Genomic DNA, 17,203 nt, shown 5'->3' on the forward strand with positions numbered 1-17,203 from the left:
ACTACCGGAGTGGGAGTTTCACTCGGAGTGGGAGTGGGAGTTACTACCGGAGTGGGAGTTTCACTCGGAGTGGGAGTGGGAGTTACTACCGGAGTGGGAGTTTCACTCGGAGTGGGAGTGGGAGTTACTACCGGAGTGGGAGTTTCACTCGGAGTGGGAGTGGGAGTTACTACCGGAGTGGGAGTTTCACTCGGAGTGGGAGTGGGAGTTACTACCGGAGTGGGAGTTTCACTCGGAGTGGGAGTTGGAGTTACTACCGGAGTGGGAGTTTCACTCGGAGTGGGAGTTGGAGTTACTACCGGAGTGGGAGTTGGCGTTGGTGGCGGGTCGATCGCGTCATCAGTGGAAAATACAATATTACCAACACTACTAGAACGCGGAAACGACTGCGATGTAATGGTAGATTGTCCCGTTGTAATTGCACCCGCCGTACCGTTGCTAGCAGCATCCCCCACCACAAACGGTTGAATCGGCGTCCCTCCATCTCCCCCAGCGTGTGTAATTGCGATATTTCCGCCACCTGTGCCGCCAGCAGTAGAAATGCTAGCAAATCCCGTCGGCGAAAGTTGGGTGGAAAAAGTACCCGTAGCGCGGAAAAAATTGCCTGTTATTGCGGTGACATCCCCGCCGGTGCCGCCTGTACCGCCTTGGGCATTGATAAACTCTACTTGAATATCGCCGATCGGATCTAAGAACACATTGCCGCCCTTTCCGACTATAGCGCTAGAGTTAATTTGTCCGGTGGTAATTGAAGTTATCGCCTTAACAGTTATGTTACCGCCACTGTTTCCCGATGTATTCAAATTGCCTGCGGTAAAATTGTTACCGCTTGTAAATAAAATTTCTCCGCCATTAGCAGTAATATTTTTAACGCTTATATCGCCCTTGGCAGTAATATCGACTTTGCCGGCGCTGACATCTCCCGATAAATTGACTTTTTCCGTGTTTAGTGCTGTCAATTGTTGCGCGTTAATTGTCGAGTTTCCTGTCACATTGCCAGCATTTTCGATCGCAAGATTTCCTAACTTGCTGGTGGCCCCCACTGAACCGTTGAAAGTGATGCTGCCGCTACCGGAGGCTAGAGTTAAGTTGCGGGCATTAATGCTGTCACTGTCGATCGCACCCAAAGCAATATTTCCCCCGGCGGTACTAAATACCGCATCCTTTGTCAAAACTAAAGCATTGCTAATATTGATGTTGCCATTATTAGTCGTAATATTCCCGCCTAATTTAGTATTTAAGCCTGTAACATTAAAACCAGAATTGCTGTTAACGTTTCCCCTAAATTCTGCATTTGAGGCTGTAACATTCACAACAGATAATGGCGTTGTTTCTCCGATATTTCCTTGCACCAACACATTGCCTGTCGCGGCATCTAAGTTCAACAAATGATTACCGTCTATGGCACCAGTTATCTTAATATCTCCGCCGCTGGTACTGAGATTAATATCGTTGCCGAGTGTGACAGTGCCGTTGAGAGCGATCGGGTTTTTATTGGTATTGATGCCAGAATTCAAATTAATAGTGGAAGCCTTGAGAGCAATGCTGCTGTTGTCATTTCCGGTAATAGTGCCATCAAGTGCGATCGTACCAGTGCCAGTTTTAATATTTACTGGGTCTACAAATGTGATATTATTGGAAATACTAACATTGGCACTGCTATCGGATCGCCCGATCGCGATCGAGCTAAATCCATTTTGAATCAAATTAAGTTCCGATGCAGTCAAATCTAAAGCGCTAGTATTGTTATCACTTCCGCCAACAGCAATATTTTGTCCGGCTGTTGCGGGTTGCAGCGTTAACGCACCAGTACCAGAAACATTCCCAGAAAAATCTATTTCACCTGCTGTTAAATTCAGCGGATTACTACCCGCAGATAAAGTAGAACCGAAAGCAATACTTGCATCTCCCAGAGTAAAAGTTACAGGAGCTTTTAATGTCACTGGATTGCTAAAACTAATGTTATCATTAGTTGTGGCGATATTTCCGCCAACCGCGACATTTCCCCCGCCATTTTGAATAAATGCACCGTCTAAGTTCAGGTTTTTCTCAATATTGAGATTCACCTTATTGGTAATTGTGAGCGTGCCGTCATTGGTGGTTGTTACAGTTCCTTTGAGATTAACATTGTCCGCAGCAATACCGAGATTGCCAGCCACGTCAATTGTCTTGTTGAAAGTAATGTCGCTGCCTGAAAACACCGATTTTGGGGCAACAGTCACAGCATCTGCATAAGTTTGAGTGCCTGTTGTAGTGACATTGCCGCCTAAAGATATTTTGCTGTTGGCAGTTAAACTTGTGAGAGGAGTTGTTTTGCCGATCGCACTTTTGAAGATAAGATTACCGCTAGCCGTCTTCACCGTCAAATCGCTGGTACCATCAACAGTATTATTGAAAGTAATGCTGTCACCTGAAAGAATCGGATTCTTGGAAATTGTAACTGCATCTCCATAAGTTTGAGCGCCAGTTGTAGTAACATTTCCCTTCAGTTGAGTGGTGCCGCCAGCATCTGTAGTCAAACTCGCGGCATTGACTGTTTGATTAAATGCGGTTGTGCCTGTAGAGTTAGCTGTTAAATTGCCGATCGCACTTGCATCACCAACTGCACCATTGAAGGTAACATTACCCGTACCCCCATTCACAGTCAAATCGCTGGTGCCGTCAACAGTATTATTGAAAGTAATTTCGCTGCCTGCGAGAATGGGATTGTTGGCAATTGTAACTGCATCTCCATAAGTTTGACTGCCAGTTGTAGTAACATTTCCCTTCACTTGAGTTATGCCGCCAGCATCTGTAGTCAAACTCGCGGCATTGACTGTTTGATTAAATGCGGTTGTGCCTGTAGAGTTAGTTGTTAAATTGCCGATCGCATTTGTGGGATTTCCAACTGCACCATTGAAGGTAACATTACCGCTAACCGCATTCGCCGTCAACTCGCTGCTGCCGTCAACAGTATTATTGAAAGTAATTTCGCGGCCTTCGAGAATTGGATTGTTGGCAATTGTAACAGCATCTCCATAAGTTTGAGTGCCAGTTGTAGTGACATCGCCCTTAAGTTCGGTTGTACCGCCAGCATTGGTGGTGAAACTGGTAGCGTTGACAGCATTAAATGTAGTTGAACCAGCACTGTTGACGGTGAGATTTCCTAATACTGTCGCATCGCCGATTAAACCTTTAACCTCAATTTTTCCAGTACCTGTTTCTAAAGTGAGATTGCCACTGCCATCAATATTATTGTTAAATAGAATATTGCCACCTGCTGAAATGCCATTGCTGACTAAGACGCTATCTCCAACTAAGGTATTGCCGTTAATTGTGATATCTTGAGATTGGGTGGTAAGATTGCCGTTCAGGTTATTAGTTGTAGCATTGAGAGTAATTGAAGCATTATCAGTTCCCAAAATCGAGCTATCGGGATTTACAGAAATAGTGCCTTGAGTATTGAAAGTCACAGGATCTTTAAAAACTATTGGCAAGTTGTCTACAGTGATATTGCCTGTGGTACTATTAGTTCCCAAAACAATTTCACTAAATCCATTAGCCAATGCCGATAAAAAGGGCGTTCCTAAATCGATCGCCTGTGGATCATCGTCAACAGGTTCAGCCTGGAAGCGGATTCCGAAAGTTGGCAAAGGCTGAATTGACAAAGTACCTTTACTCTTCACGGAATCTGGGCCTCCCAAAAAGCCAATCTCATTGCCGCTAATGGTAATATTTCCAGTACCGGGCAATCCATTAGCATCAATGCCTTGTATCCCAACTTGATTGGGAGTTGCGATCGCAATATCTCCGGCGCTACCAGAAGTAGAACGAGAATTCCAAACTACTCCTGGGGCTGCAAGAATATCGCCAGTTGTGCTAGTGAGATCGATTTTTCCGCCAGCACCAGCAGTGGAACTAGAGTTAAGATTGCTAGCGTCAATCCTATTGTTAGCACTGAGTGCGATCGGGCCACCATTTCCGGTAGTGGATGTGGTATCAATTGCCCCTGCTGTCGTATCAATATTGCCCTTAGTGCTGGTAAGGGCGATCGCCCGTCCGGGATTTCTCATACTACCAACGGTAATATCGCCTGTAGTTTCAAGCGAAAAATCGATCGGACTCTTAACATCGAAAGAATTGATTGTTGTCAGGGAACGTAAAGGTACTGGATTTCCAATAGGCCCGTTGACATTAATAACGCCTGTTCCCGTAGTCAAAACTAGGTTGCCATCGCCCTCAACCGTTCCCCCAAAAGTAATGTCGCCTGCATTCGTTAACCCAGTATCGAGAATGACATTAGAACCCGTACCGAGAGAGACTTGCTCACCAAAGGTAATATTCTGTTCGTTGGTGACAATATTTGCATTTAAGTTAGTCGTTGGAGCATTAAAAGTAATTGAAGCGTTGTTTGCACCTGTAATGTTTCCATCGACTGCAATTGTGCCAGCTTGCATTGTGACGGGGAAATTAAAAGTAACACCAGCGGGGTCAATTGCGAGATCCCCCGTCCCATCCGTGCGCCCAATCACCATTTGGGAAAACCCTTTTAACTTGTTAAGTTCCGCTTGATCCAGATTCAAGCGATCGACTTGATCTGTACCGCCGCCGATCGTAATAGCTTTATCCGGCGTCAGCGGCTGCAAAGTAATAGTTTTCGTCCCCTTGACTTCAGTAGGAAAACCTAACAGTTGAATTTCATCGCCAGTCAAAGTTACATTCTTCCCGCTGCCCGCAGTCGGGTTAATGGAGCTATTGTTAATGACAATTGCATCGGCACTGTTCGCCCCCGTACCAGTCAAAGCAACATTTCCCGCCGTCGCTTCTAGTGCAGAACCACCATCCAGAAAAACGCCATAGTTGTTGATTCCTGTCCCACCACCAGTACCAGTCAGACTGACATTTCCAGAGGAAGCTTTCACTCTGCCGCCCACACCCACAAGTTGTATCCCGTGATTGTTATCAGTCCCATTGCCACCAACACCCGTCACAGTAATATTCCCGGTGCCTAGGGATTCCACCAGCCCTTCCACCACAATGCCCCTGTTGTTGCCCGCGATCCCCTGCCCTGTTCCAGTCAGGGTGATATCTCCATCCTGCGATTTTACCGTGCTGGGATTATCAATAGTTATCCCTTGATTGCCATCCGTCCCATTTCCTCCCGTCCCGGTAATTGTGACAGTCCCATTCCCCACCGTTGAGTCCACTGTAGAGTTGAATATTCTAACGCCAGTGTTGTTGGTTAAAGTTCCACCACCCTTACCAGTCAGGTTTATATTTCCCCCAGCCCTTACTGTACTGCTGTCAATAGATATCCCTCGATTATTAAATGTCCCGTTCCCCCCAGTACCGTTGAAAGTAATACTTCCTGTTCCGATCGATTCCACTGTGCTGGTGGTATTAATGTTAATCCCGTTGTTGTCGCTTCCAGTTCCGTTACCCTTCCCCGTCAGGGTGATATTTCCATCGGTTGAAGTCACCTGAGATTTACCTGTAACAACAATACCTTCATTGGGGGTGAATGCGCTGGCTCCGCTCGTACCATTGAGAGTAATATTCCCGCTGCCAATAGTTTGTAGTGTGCTAGCACCCGAAAGCAAAACACCATGATTGTTTGCTGTCGCCTTTCCTCCAATACCATTGAGGTCAATGTTTCCACCCCCGGCATTAAGTGTGCTGTTCTTGAACTCGATTCCCGGCCCCAACCCCAAATTCCCCTGACCATTACTCAGGAAATTACCACCATTAGTATCGATCGTCGAACCCACGATACTGACAGCACCACCGTTGAGATTATCACTATCAGCATTCAGAGTAATATTGCCTCCCTGAGTAGTGATATTGGTATTATTAATATTAATATTATTATTCGCTTTCAGAGTCAGGGAATTATTATTATTCCAAGCGATCGGAGCACTGACAGTAATATTACCTTGATTCGGAGAAGCCGACGCAGTGGAAATAGTCACATTTGCCGAAGCAAGCTGTGTTTCCAGCGTCGTATTATTAATTGTAGAAGTACCGCCAGAGGGCGTAAAGGCTCCCGCTGAGAAACTGTCGCCTACAGTGTCTGCACCTGTACTAATAGTAATATCAGTAGGATCTAACAATAAAGTTCCAGCAATCCCAAAGGTCGATCGCAAATCAACTAATCCTTGAAAATCCAGCGATTGCTTTCCCGACACTTCCACAAAGCCGCCATTCCCAGAAAACAAGCCACCTCTGGCAGTAATATTGCCATTAAAGCGAGTAGTTTCATCCGCCCAAACTATGACTCGCCCGCCATTCCCATTACTAACAGCATCAGCATTAATTGTGGAATCGCTGCTAACAAAAGTCCGCGAAGCATTGGGCACAGTCCCCAAACCCTGATAATCTCCGCCAATCAGTACAGTACCGCCACCGTTAATCCCAGAAGCATCGATATTGCCTGCAATAACTCCTACTTTGTCGCCTAAAATATTTACAGTACCGCCAGTGTTGCCAGAGACATTGAGACTGCCGGATGCGATCGCAGTTCCCGCCGTTACCGGCACAGCAACATTCCCCGTCAACACAACTTCACCATTGGGATTTACCGTCAAACCCGTCGCCTGTGCCACACCTTTTCCAGTCAGTAACTCCGGCAAAGATAACACTGGTTGCGTCCAATTGTTTGGCAGCGAACTTTGATTTGCTGTCGGCTGAATATCCAAACTCAATAAATTTCCAGCTTGACTAATCCGCACCAAATTGTTACCCGGTACGGCGCTGATCAGAATATTGCCGCTAGGCGCAGTTACCTGACCCGTATTGACAACCGTACCGCCGATCAAACTTAAACTTTGGCCGGGTGTCACCGTCAGATTGCCTGCATTAATTATGCTTCCCCCTTGCAAATTGGTAAACGCAAAACTATTCGGTACCCCGATTAATGTTGCCCAATTGTTATTGCCGATCGCACTAAACCACTGATTATTACCAAAACCAATCCCTGTCGCCGTAGTAGCATTAAAAGATCCCGGCACGTTGAGACTGGCATTCGGCCCGAAAATTATGCCAGCAGGATTCATCAAAAATAAATTGGAATTCCCGCCCGTAACTTGAATTAAGCCATTTATTAAAGAAGGATTACCCCCAGTAATCCTTCCCAAAATATTTTGAATATTGGGATTAGTCAGAAAGTTAGCCGTTTGAGCCTCGCTGAGGCCAAACTGAGTAAAACTGTGAAAAAGATTAGCCCCATCTCCGCTGAAAGACCCCCCGGAAATGTCATAGCGGTTGCCGCTGGGAGTAACAACTGTGTTAGTGCCGTCCGCTGCGGGGGCGATGGGTTGCGCGTTGGCCGAACCCGCCGCTGCACTCAGCCAGCTAACAATGAATAACCATCCGAGCAAATGTAGTTTGTTGGGTGTCATTGTGTTTAAAGATTGTGCTTAAAGTGCGATCGTATTTATTTCTCCTCTTTTTACTCCTAAAAATTCCTCATGTCAATAGGAGCCGCCTATTTTGGGTGATCGAGTAATTAGGACTAAAAAAGGAAATGTATGTTTTTAATTACTATGATTTACGTAAAAGCAGTTTTTTTTACTAGGAATCAGGCGCCGGAAATGAAACTTGGATTCTTTTTTTGACTTGCACTGCTTCCCTGACCCAATTACCTTAAAAAACCGGGTTAAAGCGTCCGGGACTGTTGGTGAAAATAGGGCAACGAACGCGAGGTTTAAGGGTTTAAAAAACTCTGAATTTTAGTCAAAAGTACGTAAGTACCGATCGCCTGTTATACAGCTTGCTTAGAGTGGCAAAAAACTCGCTCAAATCCCTACTCGCGGTCGTCCCCGCTTCTTTCTCCATCGGCCGAGCAGCTTGCAGCCCGCTTTCAGGAGCAACGAACCGAACAGCCGACTTTCTCTCAAAAACTTTATATTTTATGGATGAACTTTACCAAAACTTCATAAAGCTAGAGTAAAAATTTTATGTATTTTTGATGAAAGCCAATATTTGCAAGTCTTGCACTCAACTTTAGACAGTTACTAAAACGAAGTAAATATAGTAGGTTGGAAGTCTAGGCAGGATGAAAATCTTGCTGTTACAGATTAAACTGTGTCAATCTGGTGTCAGTGAAAACTCTTAGAAGAAGCACTCATTTACTCCAAAACACCCTTAAGTGAGATCTGTCTGTATATTCACTGGTGTGGAGCCTCTTCTTTAGGTTTGACGATCGTCCTAAATATCGCAGGCTCGCGATCGTCTATTCGCGTCACGGCAACATGGCATTTAGGGCATTTTCGGCCTTACTACCTAACAATACAGGAGGAATCAGGGTTATGACTACCTTAACGCTAGTCAAAAAAACATCTTTTACAGTCGCCAGCTTGGCAACCACAATGTTGCTCAGCATCTGCACGCCCGTCCAAGCTTTCATGTTTGGCACGGACGGCATCCAGTTCGAGCGAGATACCAATATAAACTTTACCTTCGAGGAATCTCACGGCGGTTACCAGTCGAGCTTGTGGGTAGCCCAAGCTGACTCAGGAAACACTGGCTACAGCAACATCGCCAGACTGTTTTACGAGACTCAACCCTCAGATAACGGCAGCGCCGCTGACTGGCAGGGAACCTTCGGCAACGCAGTCACCTCCGAAAACGGCTCCATCACCCAAACCGTCAAATTTTTGAAGGATCAAATTTATGCCCTGCTGCTGTGGAGTGACACGGGTAGCGGCAGACCTTTCGAGCAATACGTCTCGTCGAGTACCTTCATGAACAGCCCCCAATGGTGGGCCGCCGGCAGCCAGTTCCGAAGAGAGGAATGTCTGGTGGCGGGATGTCAGCAAGCCGTGTTTGGTAACTTTATGCTCGACTACAACTCCAACGGCTCATTTACCAACATCAACGGCGGTAAAGGCCCAGAGCAATTTTCATCCGTCACAATAGGCCAACTGGCTCAGGGCATACAAATCTCCTTCGACGATGCCGGAGGAAACGACCAAGACTTCCAAGACTTCACCGTGTCGGCTGAGTTAGTCCCCGAACCAGTCCCCGAACCAGTCACACTATTCGGGACTATCCTGGGGATCGGGGCTTTGGCAGCAGCTCGCAGGAAAAAAAAGCGAGGGCAGTAACCATAAAAATGACTCTTAACCAGCCCCATACAAATCTAAATAGTGCGTCTGTTCAGTGGTAATCTGAGGAATAGCATTTCTAAATGTTAAGACTTTTTCCATAACGGGAAAAATAGCATCCTAACAAAGGCACTATTCATGGTATCCACCGCAACAAAAACGAACGTAGGCTACATCACCCAAATCATTGGGCCGGTTGTAGACGTAAAATTCCCAGGCGGCAAACTGCCCCAAATCTATAACGCTCTCACGATTTCCGGCAAAAACGAAGCAGGTCAAGACATTGCTGTTACCTGCGAAGTTCAACAATTGCTCGGAGACAGCCAAGTGCGCGCCGTTTCCATGAGTACCACCGACGGCTTGGTGCGTGGCATGGAAGTAGTAGATACCGGCGAATCGATCCAAGTTCCCGTCGGCATCCCAACTCTCGGCCGGATTTTTAACGTCATCGGCCAACCCGTAGACAACCTCGGCCCGGTCAATACTTCCGAAAGTATGCCCATCCACCGCAACCCGCCGGCTTTCACCGAACTGGAAACCAAGCCTTCGGTGTTTGAAACTGGGATCAAGGTGATTGACCTGCTCGCCCCCTACCGTCGCGGCGGCAAAATCGGTTTGTTCGGCGGCGCAGGCGTCGGCAAAACCGTGATTATGATGGAACTCGTGAACAACATCGCCAAGGCTCACGGCGGCGTGTCCGTGTTCGGTGGTGTGGGCGAGCGCACCCGCGAAGGTAATGACCTCTACAAAGAAATGATCGAGTCGGGGGTTATTAACGAAGAAGACCGCAGCAAATCAAAAATTGCTCTGGTTTACGGTCAAATGAACGAACCGCCTGGTGCTCGGATGCGCGTGGGCCTGTCGGCTCTGGCGATGGCCGAATACTTCCGTGATGTCAGCAAGCAAGACGTGCTGCTGTTCATTGACAATATCTTCCGGTTTGTGCAAGCGGGCTCTGAGGTATCGGCTCTGTTGGGTCGGATGCCTTCGGCTGTGGGATATCAGCCGACTCTCGGTACAGACATGGGCGACTTGCAAGAACGGATTACTTCGACTACCGAAGGTTCGATTACTTCGGTTCAAGCTGTGTACGTACCTGCGGATGACTTGACTGACCCCGCACCGGCTACGACTTTTGCTCACTTGGACGCTACAACTGTGTTGTCTCGCGGTTTGGCTGCGAAGGGGATTTATCCTGCGGTTGACCCACTGGATTCTACGTCTACGATGTTGCAAGTTAGCGTTGTCGGCGAAGAGCACTATGGTGTTGCTCGTCAGGTGCAGTCTACTCTGCAACGCTATAAGGAATTGCAAGACATTATTGCAATTTTGGGCTTGGACGAGCTGTCGGAAGATGACCGCTTGACGGTTTCTCGCGCTCGCAAAATTGAACGCTTCTTGTCTCAACCGTTCTTTGTGGCTGAAGTGTTCACCGGTTCCCCCGGCAAGTACGTCAAGCTGGCAGATACCATTAAGGGCTTCCAGATGATTTTGGCTGGCGAACTTGATGAATTACCGGAACAAGCTTTCTATTTGGTGGGCGATATCAACGAGGCGATCGCCAAAGCTGAAAAAATGAAAGCTGACGCCAAGTAATTTTAGTCATGAGTCAGTAGTCAGTAGTCAGGAGTCATGAGTCAGTAGTTATTAGTTATTTGTTATTAGTTATTAGTTATTGGTAACAACTGACAACTGACAACTGACAACTGACAACTGATAACTGACAACTGACAACTGACAACTGACAACTGACAACTGACAACCGACAACTGACAATTTATGACATTAACTGTGCGCGTAGTGGCCCCAGACAAAACAGTTTGGGATTCTAATGCTGAAGAAGTAATTCTGCCGAGCACCACAGGCCAACTGGGTATCTTGAGCGGTCACGCTCCCATGTTGACAGCTTTGGATACCGGAGTGATGCGCGTCCGTCCCGGCAAGGAATGGGTGTCTATTGCTCTGATGGGTGGCTTTGCAGAAATCCAAGAAAACAAAGTTACTATTCTTGTCAACGGCGCTGAAAAAGGCGAAACCATTGATAAAGAAGCTGCTCGTACTGCTTACACCGAAGCAGAAGCTCGTTTGGAAAAGGCTACTAGCGGCACTTTGCAAGAGCAAATTCAAGCCAAGCAAGCAATCAAACGCGCGAGAGCTCGTTTCCAAGCTGCCGGCGGCACGCTCTAGCTCTAAGGGTAAGGGCATAGTGCTTTTGTAGTAGGGACACAACATTGTTGTGTCCCTACTGTTTTTCTCGCGTTGTGTCCCTAATGTTTTGCTAAACTCCCGCCTCGGACAATAGAGATTGCATTGTTTCCCAAGATAACCCCTGCTGAAGATAGCGGGGGTTATTTGGATTGTAGGGGCTCTCCACGCGATCGACACTGACAATTTTTGCTTCCTCCGGCAAAACAGGAACCTCTGGATCGCTCGCGGTCGATCGCGTCAGGGAGCTAGAAAAGCCTTTAAAAATAGCAATTTCATCGAATTCGCCGTCAATTTCGGCTTTGACGATTAAAACTTCGTGCGATCGTTTTACCGTGTATTGTTCCAAGCGACGAGCAATAGAGTCAGCCATAGCAAATCTCACTTTCCTGAAATCAGCTATAATATAGCTTAATTTTGTGGCTAATTTCATGGACAGCGAGCCAATATTTTATTCTTAATTCAACCGTTTTTTACAGCCGGAAGTAAGCGCACATAATATAACTTTTGTCAAAAAAATCTGCAATATTTTCCGTCGGCAAAACCTACTTGTTCAATATTTTACAGCATATTTTATGTATATTTAGTACGGATAAACCGGGTTTCGAGCAACAGAATCAGTTAAGATGCGAGAACTGTAAATAAACCCCGTGAGAGCGCGGTATAATTCATAAACCTGGAATTGGCTGTATGATGCAGAAACAGAACAAAGCATTCAACTAAAACAGGCAACTGCTGCAGAATTTCAAAAAGGTCTGGAGCTTTATTTTGAGCAAAATTTTACTGAAGCGCAAAAATTATTCAATAAGATTGGCGAAAGAAAGCCTCAAGATAAGTTAGCAGCAATTTACTCTCAGCGCTCTCTAAAGAATGGAACGTCTGGAGTGCCACAAGGATAGTAGGGGATAGAAGCTTTGGATGAAAAGTAGTGATACAGATATATTGTATGTGAACATCGGTAGGGACAGGGCAATGCCTTGTCCGGCGCGGGGAGTAGCACACGGAAATGCCGTGTCTCTACGGTTCGCTTTGACTTTTAATAATTTGGTATAAGATGAAAGATTGTAGAACCGAGATCACGTCTTCCTTGTGTAAGTTGTGTTTAAGTACAAAATGGTTTATAATACTTACCAGCGCTAAGCATTCGCTCCAAGTTTTAACTGGGTTTTTCAACCTAAATTAATGTTATGTCCACTCTTTCTCTCAAGCACTTAGTGGCAAAACTTTCAAGAAAAGCAACGCTGCAAACCGTACTCATAGTTCCGTTTGTCTTGCAAGTATTTGCAGCGGTCGGTATTGTAGGATACTTATCATTTAGGAACTCTCAAAGAGCAGTGAATGACCTTGCGGATCAGTTGATGGGCGAGGTGAGCAATCGCATCGAGCAAAATTTGAGAACTTATCTGCAAACTCCGCACCAAATCAATCAAAGCAAGCTGGATGCGGTGAAACTGGGTTTTGTGAATATGAAAGACTTGTCAGCTTGGGAAAAGTATCTGTGGCGACAAGTACAATTGTATCCTTATATCAATTTTACGTCGATCGCTAATCAAGATGGAGAATATCGCACTGGCGAAAAGATGTCTAACGGCACTTTATTGATTAACGCATCAGGCCCATCTACAAATTTTGATTTTTATTCTTACAATACTAATGAGACGGGCGATCGCACCACAGTAGCCGCCTCCGTTAAAAACTTCGACATCCGGCAGCACCCTTCCTACGCCTATGCGGCTCTAGAAGCCAAACCAACTTGGAGTTCAGTTTATATATCCTTCCTAGAACCCACCTTGATCCTCAGCGCGCTGCAACCAGTTTACAACAGCCAGAAACAGCTAGAAGGAGTATTAATTGCTGCTTTGCGTCTCGACAGTATCGGTCACTTTTTAAACAGCCTCAAAATAGGCAAATCTGGTCAAACTTTTATTATCGAAAGAAACGGCACGCTGCTGGCAACTTCCACACCCGAAAAACCTTTCCGCAGCCAAAACGGTAAAAAAGAACTGTTTAAAGTTACAGAAAGCAGCGATGCAGTAACGCAAACTACAGCTAAATATTTAGAAACTTACTTTCAAAACTTGCACCAAATTACAAAAACGCAGCAAATAAATGTTGAGATAAACGGTCAGCAGAAATTTTTAAAAGTCCTGCCATTCCAAGACGGCAAGGGTTTAGATTTGCTGATTGTCGTCGTCGTTCCCGAAGCCGACTTTATGGAACAAATTCATGCCGGCAACCGAACTACTGTTTTGCTATGCTTGGCAGCTTTGGGCATGGCAACTGTGTTAGGACTTCTCACTTCTCGCTGGATTATCAAACCTCTTATAAAATTAAAAAATGCAGCAATAGCTTTATCTGAAGGACAATTTGACAAAACTGTAAAGCTCGATCGCTCCGACGAGTTGGGCGTACTTGCCGCTGCTTTTAACAGCATGGCAGCACAACTGCAAGCATCTTTTACTGCCTTAGAAACTAAAAATACCGAATTGCAGCGACTCGACAAACTGAAAGACGAATTTTTAGCCAATACTTCCCACGAACTCCGCACTCCCCTCAACGGCATTATTGGGATTGCAGAATCTTTAATAGACGGTGCTACCGGACAACTGCCAGAATCAACCAATTTCAACTTAGCTTTGATTACATCCTCGGGGAAAAGATTGTCTTCTTTAATTAACGATATTCTGGACTTTTCTCAGCTAAAACACAAAAAGATAGAACTGCAAATTAAGTCCGTCGGTATTCGAGAAATAGTCTCTGTAATTCTCACTTTGTCTCAGCCATTAGTAGGCAAAAAAAACTTGCAGTTGATTAACTCAGTCGCTCCTGAATTGCCGCCAATAGCAGCCGACGAGAATCGCTTGCAGCAAATACTTTACAACTTAATCGGCAATGCGATTAAATTTACCGAAAGCGGCCGAGTTGAAATTTCAGCAGAATTGGTAACGGGCAACGCACAATCACTGCCTAATTCCCAATTAGCCATTAGTGTATCTGACACCGGTATTGGCATCCCCGAAGATAAATTAGAGCGAATTTTTGAATCCTTTGAACAAGCTGACGGTTCCACTGCTAGAGAATATGGCGGCACGGGTTTAGGGTTAACTGTTGCCAAGCAATTAGTGGAATTGCACGGAGGTCAAATTTCGGTATCTTCAACTGTAGGCGTCGGTTCCCAATTCACCTTTATTTTGCCCGTATCTGAGAGTCAGCCGGAATTTAGCAGCACACAGCCGCATTTAACCGAGGGCTCTCGCATTTTAATCACTCCTGAATTAGCCCGCCAATCATCTATAATAAATTCTCAGGCATCAGACAATAGCGACTTTCTAGAAAGTGAAAAATTAAAAATTTTGGTAGTTGATGATGAGCCGATTAATATTCATGTCATCATCAACAGTCTTTCTGTAGAAAACTACGAGATTACTCAAGCGAGCAACGGCTTAGAAGCTGTAAATCTGATTGAATCAGGATTTAAGCCGGACTTAATTTTACTCGATGTAATGATGCCGCAGATGACGGGTTATGAAGTATGTCGAGAAGTCCGCAAAAAATACTCGCCTTTAGAAATGCCGATTCTGATGCTGACGGCCAAAAATCTAACTACCGACTTGGTAGAAGCTTTTAACTTAGAAGCAAATGATTATGTAACTAAACCTTTTATCAAAAAGGAATTGTTGGCTAGAATTAACACGCAAATTCGCCTAGCAAAACTGAATGCAGCCTACGGCAGGTTTGTGCCGCACGATTTTCTAAACTTGCTGGAAAAGCCGAGTATTATTGAAGTAAAATTAGGCGAACATCAGGAAAGAGATATGACAGTGCTGTTTGCTGATATTCGCTCGTTTACTGCGCTTTCCGAAAATATGACACCGGATGAAAATTTTGCATTTATTAATACTTACTTGGGAAGGGTTAGCCCTGCAATTAGGAAAAACAACGGGTTTATTGACAAATACATTGGGGATGCAGTCATGGCACTGTTTCCTACCTCTCCATCTGATGGTGTGCGAGCAGCAATTGATATGCAGAAAGAAGTAAATCTCTATAACCAGCAGCGAGAAAAAAATGGATTGTTTCCGATCGCGATCGGCGTTGGTTTGCACGCGGGCAATTTGATGTTGGGTACCATTGGCGAACGAGAACGGATGGAAAGTACGGTGATTGCTGATGCGGTGAATCTCGCGTCTCGTTTGGAAGGATTGACTAAGGTTTACGGATCGGGCATTCTAGTTAGCGGTGCAATTATCGATCGCCTCGACGATCCAGAAAAATATAAGTACAGATTTGTCGATCGAGTAACGGTGAAAGGAAAGACAATTGCTGTGTCAGTGTTTGAAATTTACGATACAGAAACAGAGGAAAGCATTGTACTTAAGCAGCAAACTGCGGAGGTTTTTCAAGAAGCCCTCAATTTTTACTACGAGCAAAAATTTGTTGCCGCCCAAAAAGTATTTCAGAATATTTTACAAATCAATCCTGACGATCGCGTAGCAATGCTGTATTTCAAACGCTCTCGCAAGTATCGAATGTACGGAGCCCCGGAGGGGTGGTCGGGCGTGGAAACTTCGACGGAAAAATAGGGCGCACACTGCACGCCCTACTCTCATTAACAGATAGTTGCACAAACTTTAAAATATATTTGTACAAACTCCCAATTTATTCCAAGTTTTAGGGCCGACAATGCCATCAGCAACGATTTGTTGTTGCTTTTGAAAAGAGATGACTGCTTGTTCGGTTTTCGGGCCGAATCCTCCATCAGTATTTAAAGAAAATCCCTTGGTGTTCAAGAGTCGCTGAAGGTAGCGAACGTCCTCATTTTGGGTGACGCCATCGTTGCGTTTGAGTAGGGGAAAATAACGGCAGGAAGGTAATTCAGTGCGAATTGCGTTTGTGGTTTGCATGGTTTGATTCTCCATTGGTTGTTTGCAAGTTGTTTAAAAGCAGAGAAGTGCGGAAAAGATGTTAATTAATAGTCCTGGATGCACTTGTGACGGGCATAAACAAGGTTTCGGCTTCGCTCAACCACCAGGTTTTTTAGCGTTTCTGGGGGCGGAAAGGAAGTATTTCTGTGAAAAAAACCAGTTTCTTGCTACCCGTGCGCCTAGGATTAGTTAACTTGGATTTAACATCCGGGTTCACCTGTATAACAAGCCCCTAATAGACTCCAAGTTTGAGGGCCGACAATGCCATCAACAGCAATCTTATTGTCCTTTTGAAATTTGATGACTGCTTGTTCGGTTTTTGGGCCGAAGAATCCATCAGTTGCGACGGGATATCCGTTTTTAACTAAGGATTGTTGGAGATAGCGCACGTTTTGATTGGCAGTGGTGCTATTATTTCGTTTCAGTGTGGGTAGTGAAGAGCAAAGAGGCAATTGAGCGTAAACTGAATTTGTGGTTTGCATGGTTTGATTGGGGATTAGTGGTTTGCAAGTCGTTTGAACTTGCTATTCCCCAGTTGTAGCTGTGGGGGGAAGTGCTTTAACAGTCGCTTTTTATAGTGACGCTTATCTGGGGTAGCTCAGATGAGTGACACGCCGCTATGAAATCCGTTGTGTACAAAGTAATTGTCAAAGGCAAACGGCAGCGAATTTCCATTTTTTATCAACTTTTAGCATCTTTGCCACCAGCCCTATAAGTACGGCGGCGCGAAAAAACGCCCCTATGTAAACGAGGGCAAAGTCTCCAAACGCTCTCTACTGGCTGATTTAAACCTGTTTACATAGTGTTACATTATGCGGTTTAATCTCGTCTACCTACTTACCTGTACGGCTGTTAGTGCCGGGATGGATAGGCTGATTGACGTAGGTTGGCGGGCCAATCAATCGTGTCACGGTAAGTAGGTCGGCATAAAAAAACCAAAGTAAGTAAAGAAATGTTAAGAGCGGGTACGGGAACTAAATTTAAAGCGAT

General features: G+C 45.4%; 8 protein-coding genes. 4 read left to right on the forward strand and 4 right to left on the reverse strand.

Annotated elements, in window-relative coordinates; genetic code table 11:
• On the reverse strand, positions 1 to 7,376 hold a 7,376-nt coding region (locus tag QUB24_RS31155; RefSeq protein WP_333157424.1), incomplete at its 3' end, for a two-partner secretion domain-containing protein.
• Between the two features lie 909 nt (positions 7,377 to 8,285).
• On the opposite strand from QUB24_RS31155, the gene QUB24_RS31160 reads away from it, so the two are divergent.
• From QUB24_RS31160 to atpC, 3 genes are all read left to right on the forward strand, one after another.
• Positions 8,286 to 9,083: a PEP-CTERM sorting domain-containing protein gene (locus tag QUB24_RS31160; RefSeq protein WP_333157425.1), complete on the forward strand. Its 798-nt coding sequence runs from the start codon at positions 8,286 to 8,288 to the stop codon at positions 9,081 to 9,083.
• Between the two features lie 138 nt (positions 9,084 to 9,221).
• On the forward strand, positions 9,222 to 10,679 hold the full coding sequence (gene atpD, locus QUB24_RS31165; RefSeq protein WP_333143861.1) for a F0F1 ATP synthase subunit beta: 1,458 nt from the start codon (positions 9,222 to 9,224) through the stop codon (positions 10,677 to 10,679).
• Positions 10,680 to 10,862: 183 nt separating this feature from the next.
• Positions 10,863 to 11,270 (forward strand): ATP synthase F1 subunit epsilon, encoded by a 408-nt coding sequence (atpC, locus tag QUB24_RS31170; RefSeq protein ID WP_006635885.1) that lies wholly within the window; start codon positions 10,863 to 10,865, stop codon positions 11,268 to 11,270.
• A gap of 91 nt (positions 11,271 to 11,361) precedes the next feature.
• On the opposite strand, the gene QUB24_RS31175 is transcribed toward atpC, so the two are convergent.
• Positions 11,362 to 11,661 (reverse strand): DUF7734 family protein, encoded by a 300-nt coding sequence (locus QUB24_RS31175; protein WP_333106596.1) that lies wholly within the window; start codon positions 11,659 to 11,661, stop codon positions 11,362 to 11,364.
• A gap of 814 nt (positions 11,662 to 12,475) precedes the next feature.
• Here QUB24_RS31175 and QUB24_RS31180 point away from each other — a divergent pair.
• Positions 12,476 to 15,871 carry an ATP-binding protein gene (locus tag QUB24_RS31180; protein ID WP_333157426.1) on the forward strand — a complete coding sequence of 1,132 codons (3,396 nt, stop codon included), beginning with the start codon at positions 12,476 to 12,478 and terminating at the stop codon, positions 15,869 to 15,871.
• A 48-nt stretch (positions 15,872 to 15,919) separates the two neighbouring features.
• On the opposite strand, the gene QUB24_RS31185 is transcribed toward QUB24_RS31180, so the two are convergent.
• Positions 15,920 to 16,192: a peptidoglycan-binding domain-containing protein gene (locus tag QUB24_RS31185; RefSeq protein ID WP_333157427.1), complete on the reverse strand. Its 273-nt coding sequence runs from the start codon at positions 16,190 to 16,192 to the stop codon at positions 15,920 to 15,922.
• Positions 16,193 to 16,413: 221 nt separating this feature from the next.
• Positions 16,414 to 16,695 (reverse strand): peptidoglycan-binding domain-containing protein, encoded by a 282-nt coding sequence (locus QUB24_RS31190; protein ID WP_333157428.1) that lies wholly within the window; start codon positions 16,693 to 16,695, stop codon positions 16,414 to 16,416.
• Positions 16,696 to 17,203: the final 508 nt, after the last annotated feature.

This window comes from Microcoleus sp. B9-D4 (genome assembly GCF_036705105.1).
In the GTDB taxonomy this organism is placed as follows: Bacteria; Cyanobacteriota; Cyanobacteriia; order Cyanobacteriales; family Microcoleaceae; genus Microcoleus.

What these genes read in the sequence shown, in the direction of transcription:
- QUB24_RS31160 (WP_333157425.1), top strand. Translation starts at nt 8,286, where the DNA reads ATGACTACCTTAACGCTAGTCAAAAAAACATCTTTTACAGTCGCCAGC.
- atpD (WP_333143861.1), top strand. Translation starts at nt 9,222, where the DNA reads ATGGTATCCACCGCAACAAAAACGAACGTAGGCTACATCACCCAAATC.
- atpC (WP_006635885.1), top strand. Translation starts at nt 10,863, where the DNA reads ATGACATTAACTGTGCGCGTAGTGGCCCCAGACAAAACAGTTTGGGAT.
- QUB24_RS31175 (WP_333106596.1), bottom strand. Translation starts at nt 11,661, where the DNA reads ATGGCTGACTCTATTGCTCGTCGCTTGGAACAATACACGGTAAAACGA.
- QUB24_RS31180 (WP_333157426.1), top strand. Translation starts at nt 12,476, where the DNA reads ATGTCCACTCTTTCTCTCAAGCACTTAGTGGCAAAACTTTCAAGAAAA.
- QUB24_RS31185 (WP_333157427.1), bottom strand. Translation starts at nt 16,192, where the DNA reads ATGCAAACCACAAACGCAATTCGCACTGAATTACCTTCCTGCCGTTAT.
- QUB24_RS31190 (WP_333157428.1), bottom strand. Translation starts at nt 16,695, where the DNA reads ATGCAAACCACAAATTCAGTTTACGCTCAATTGCCTCTTTGCTCTTCA.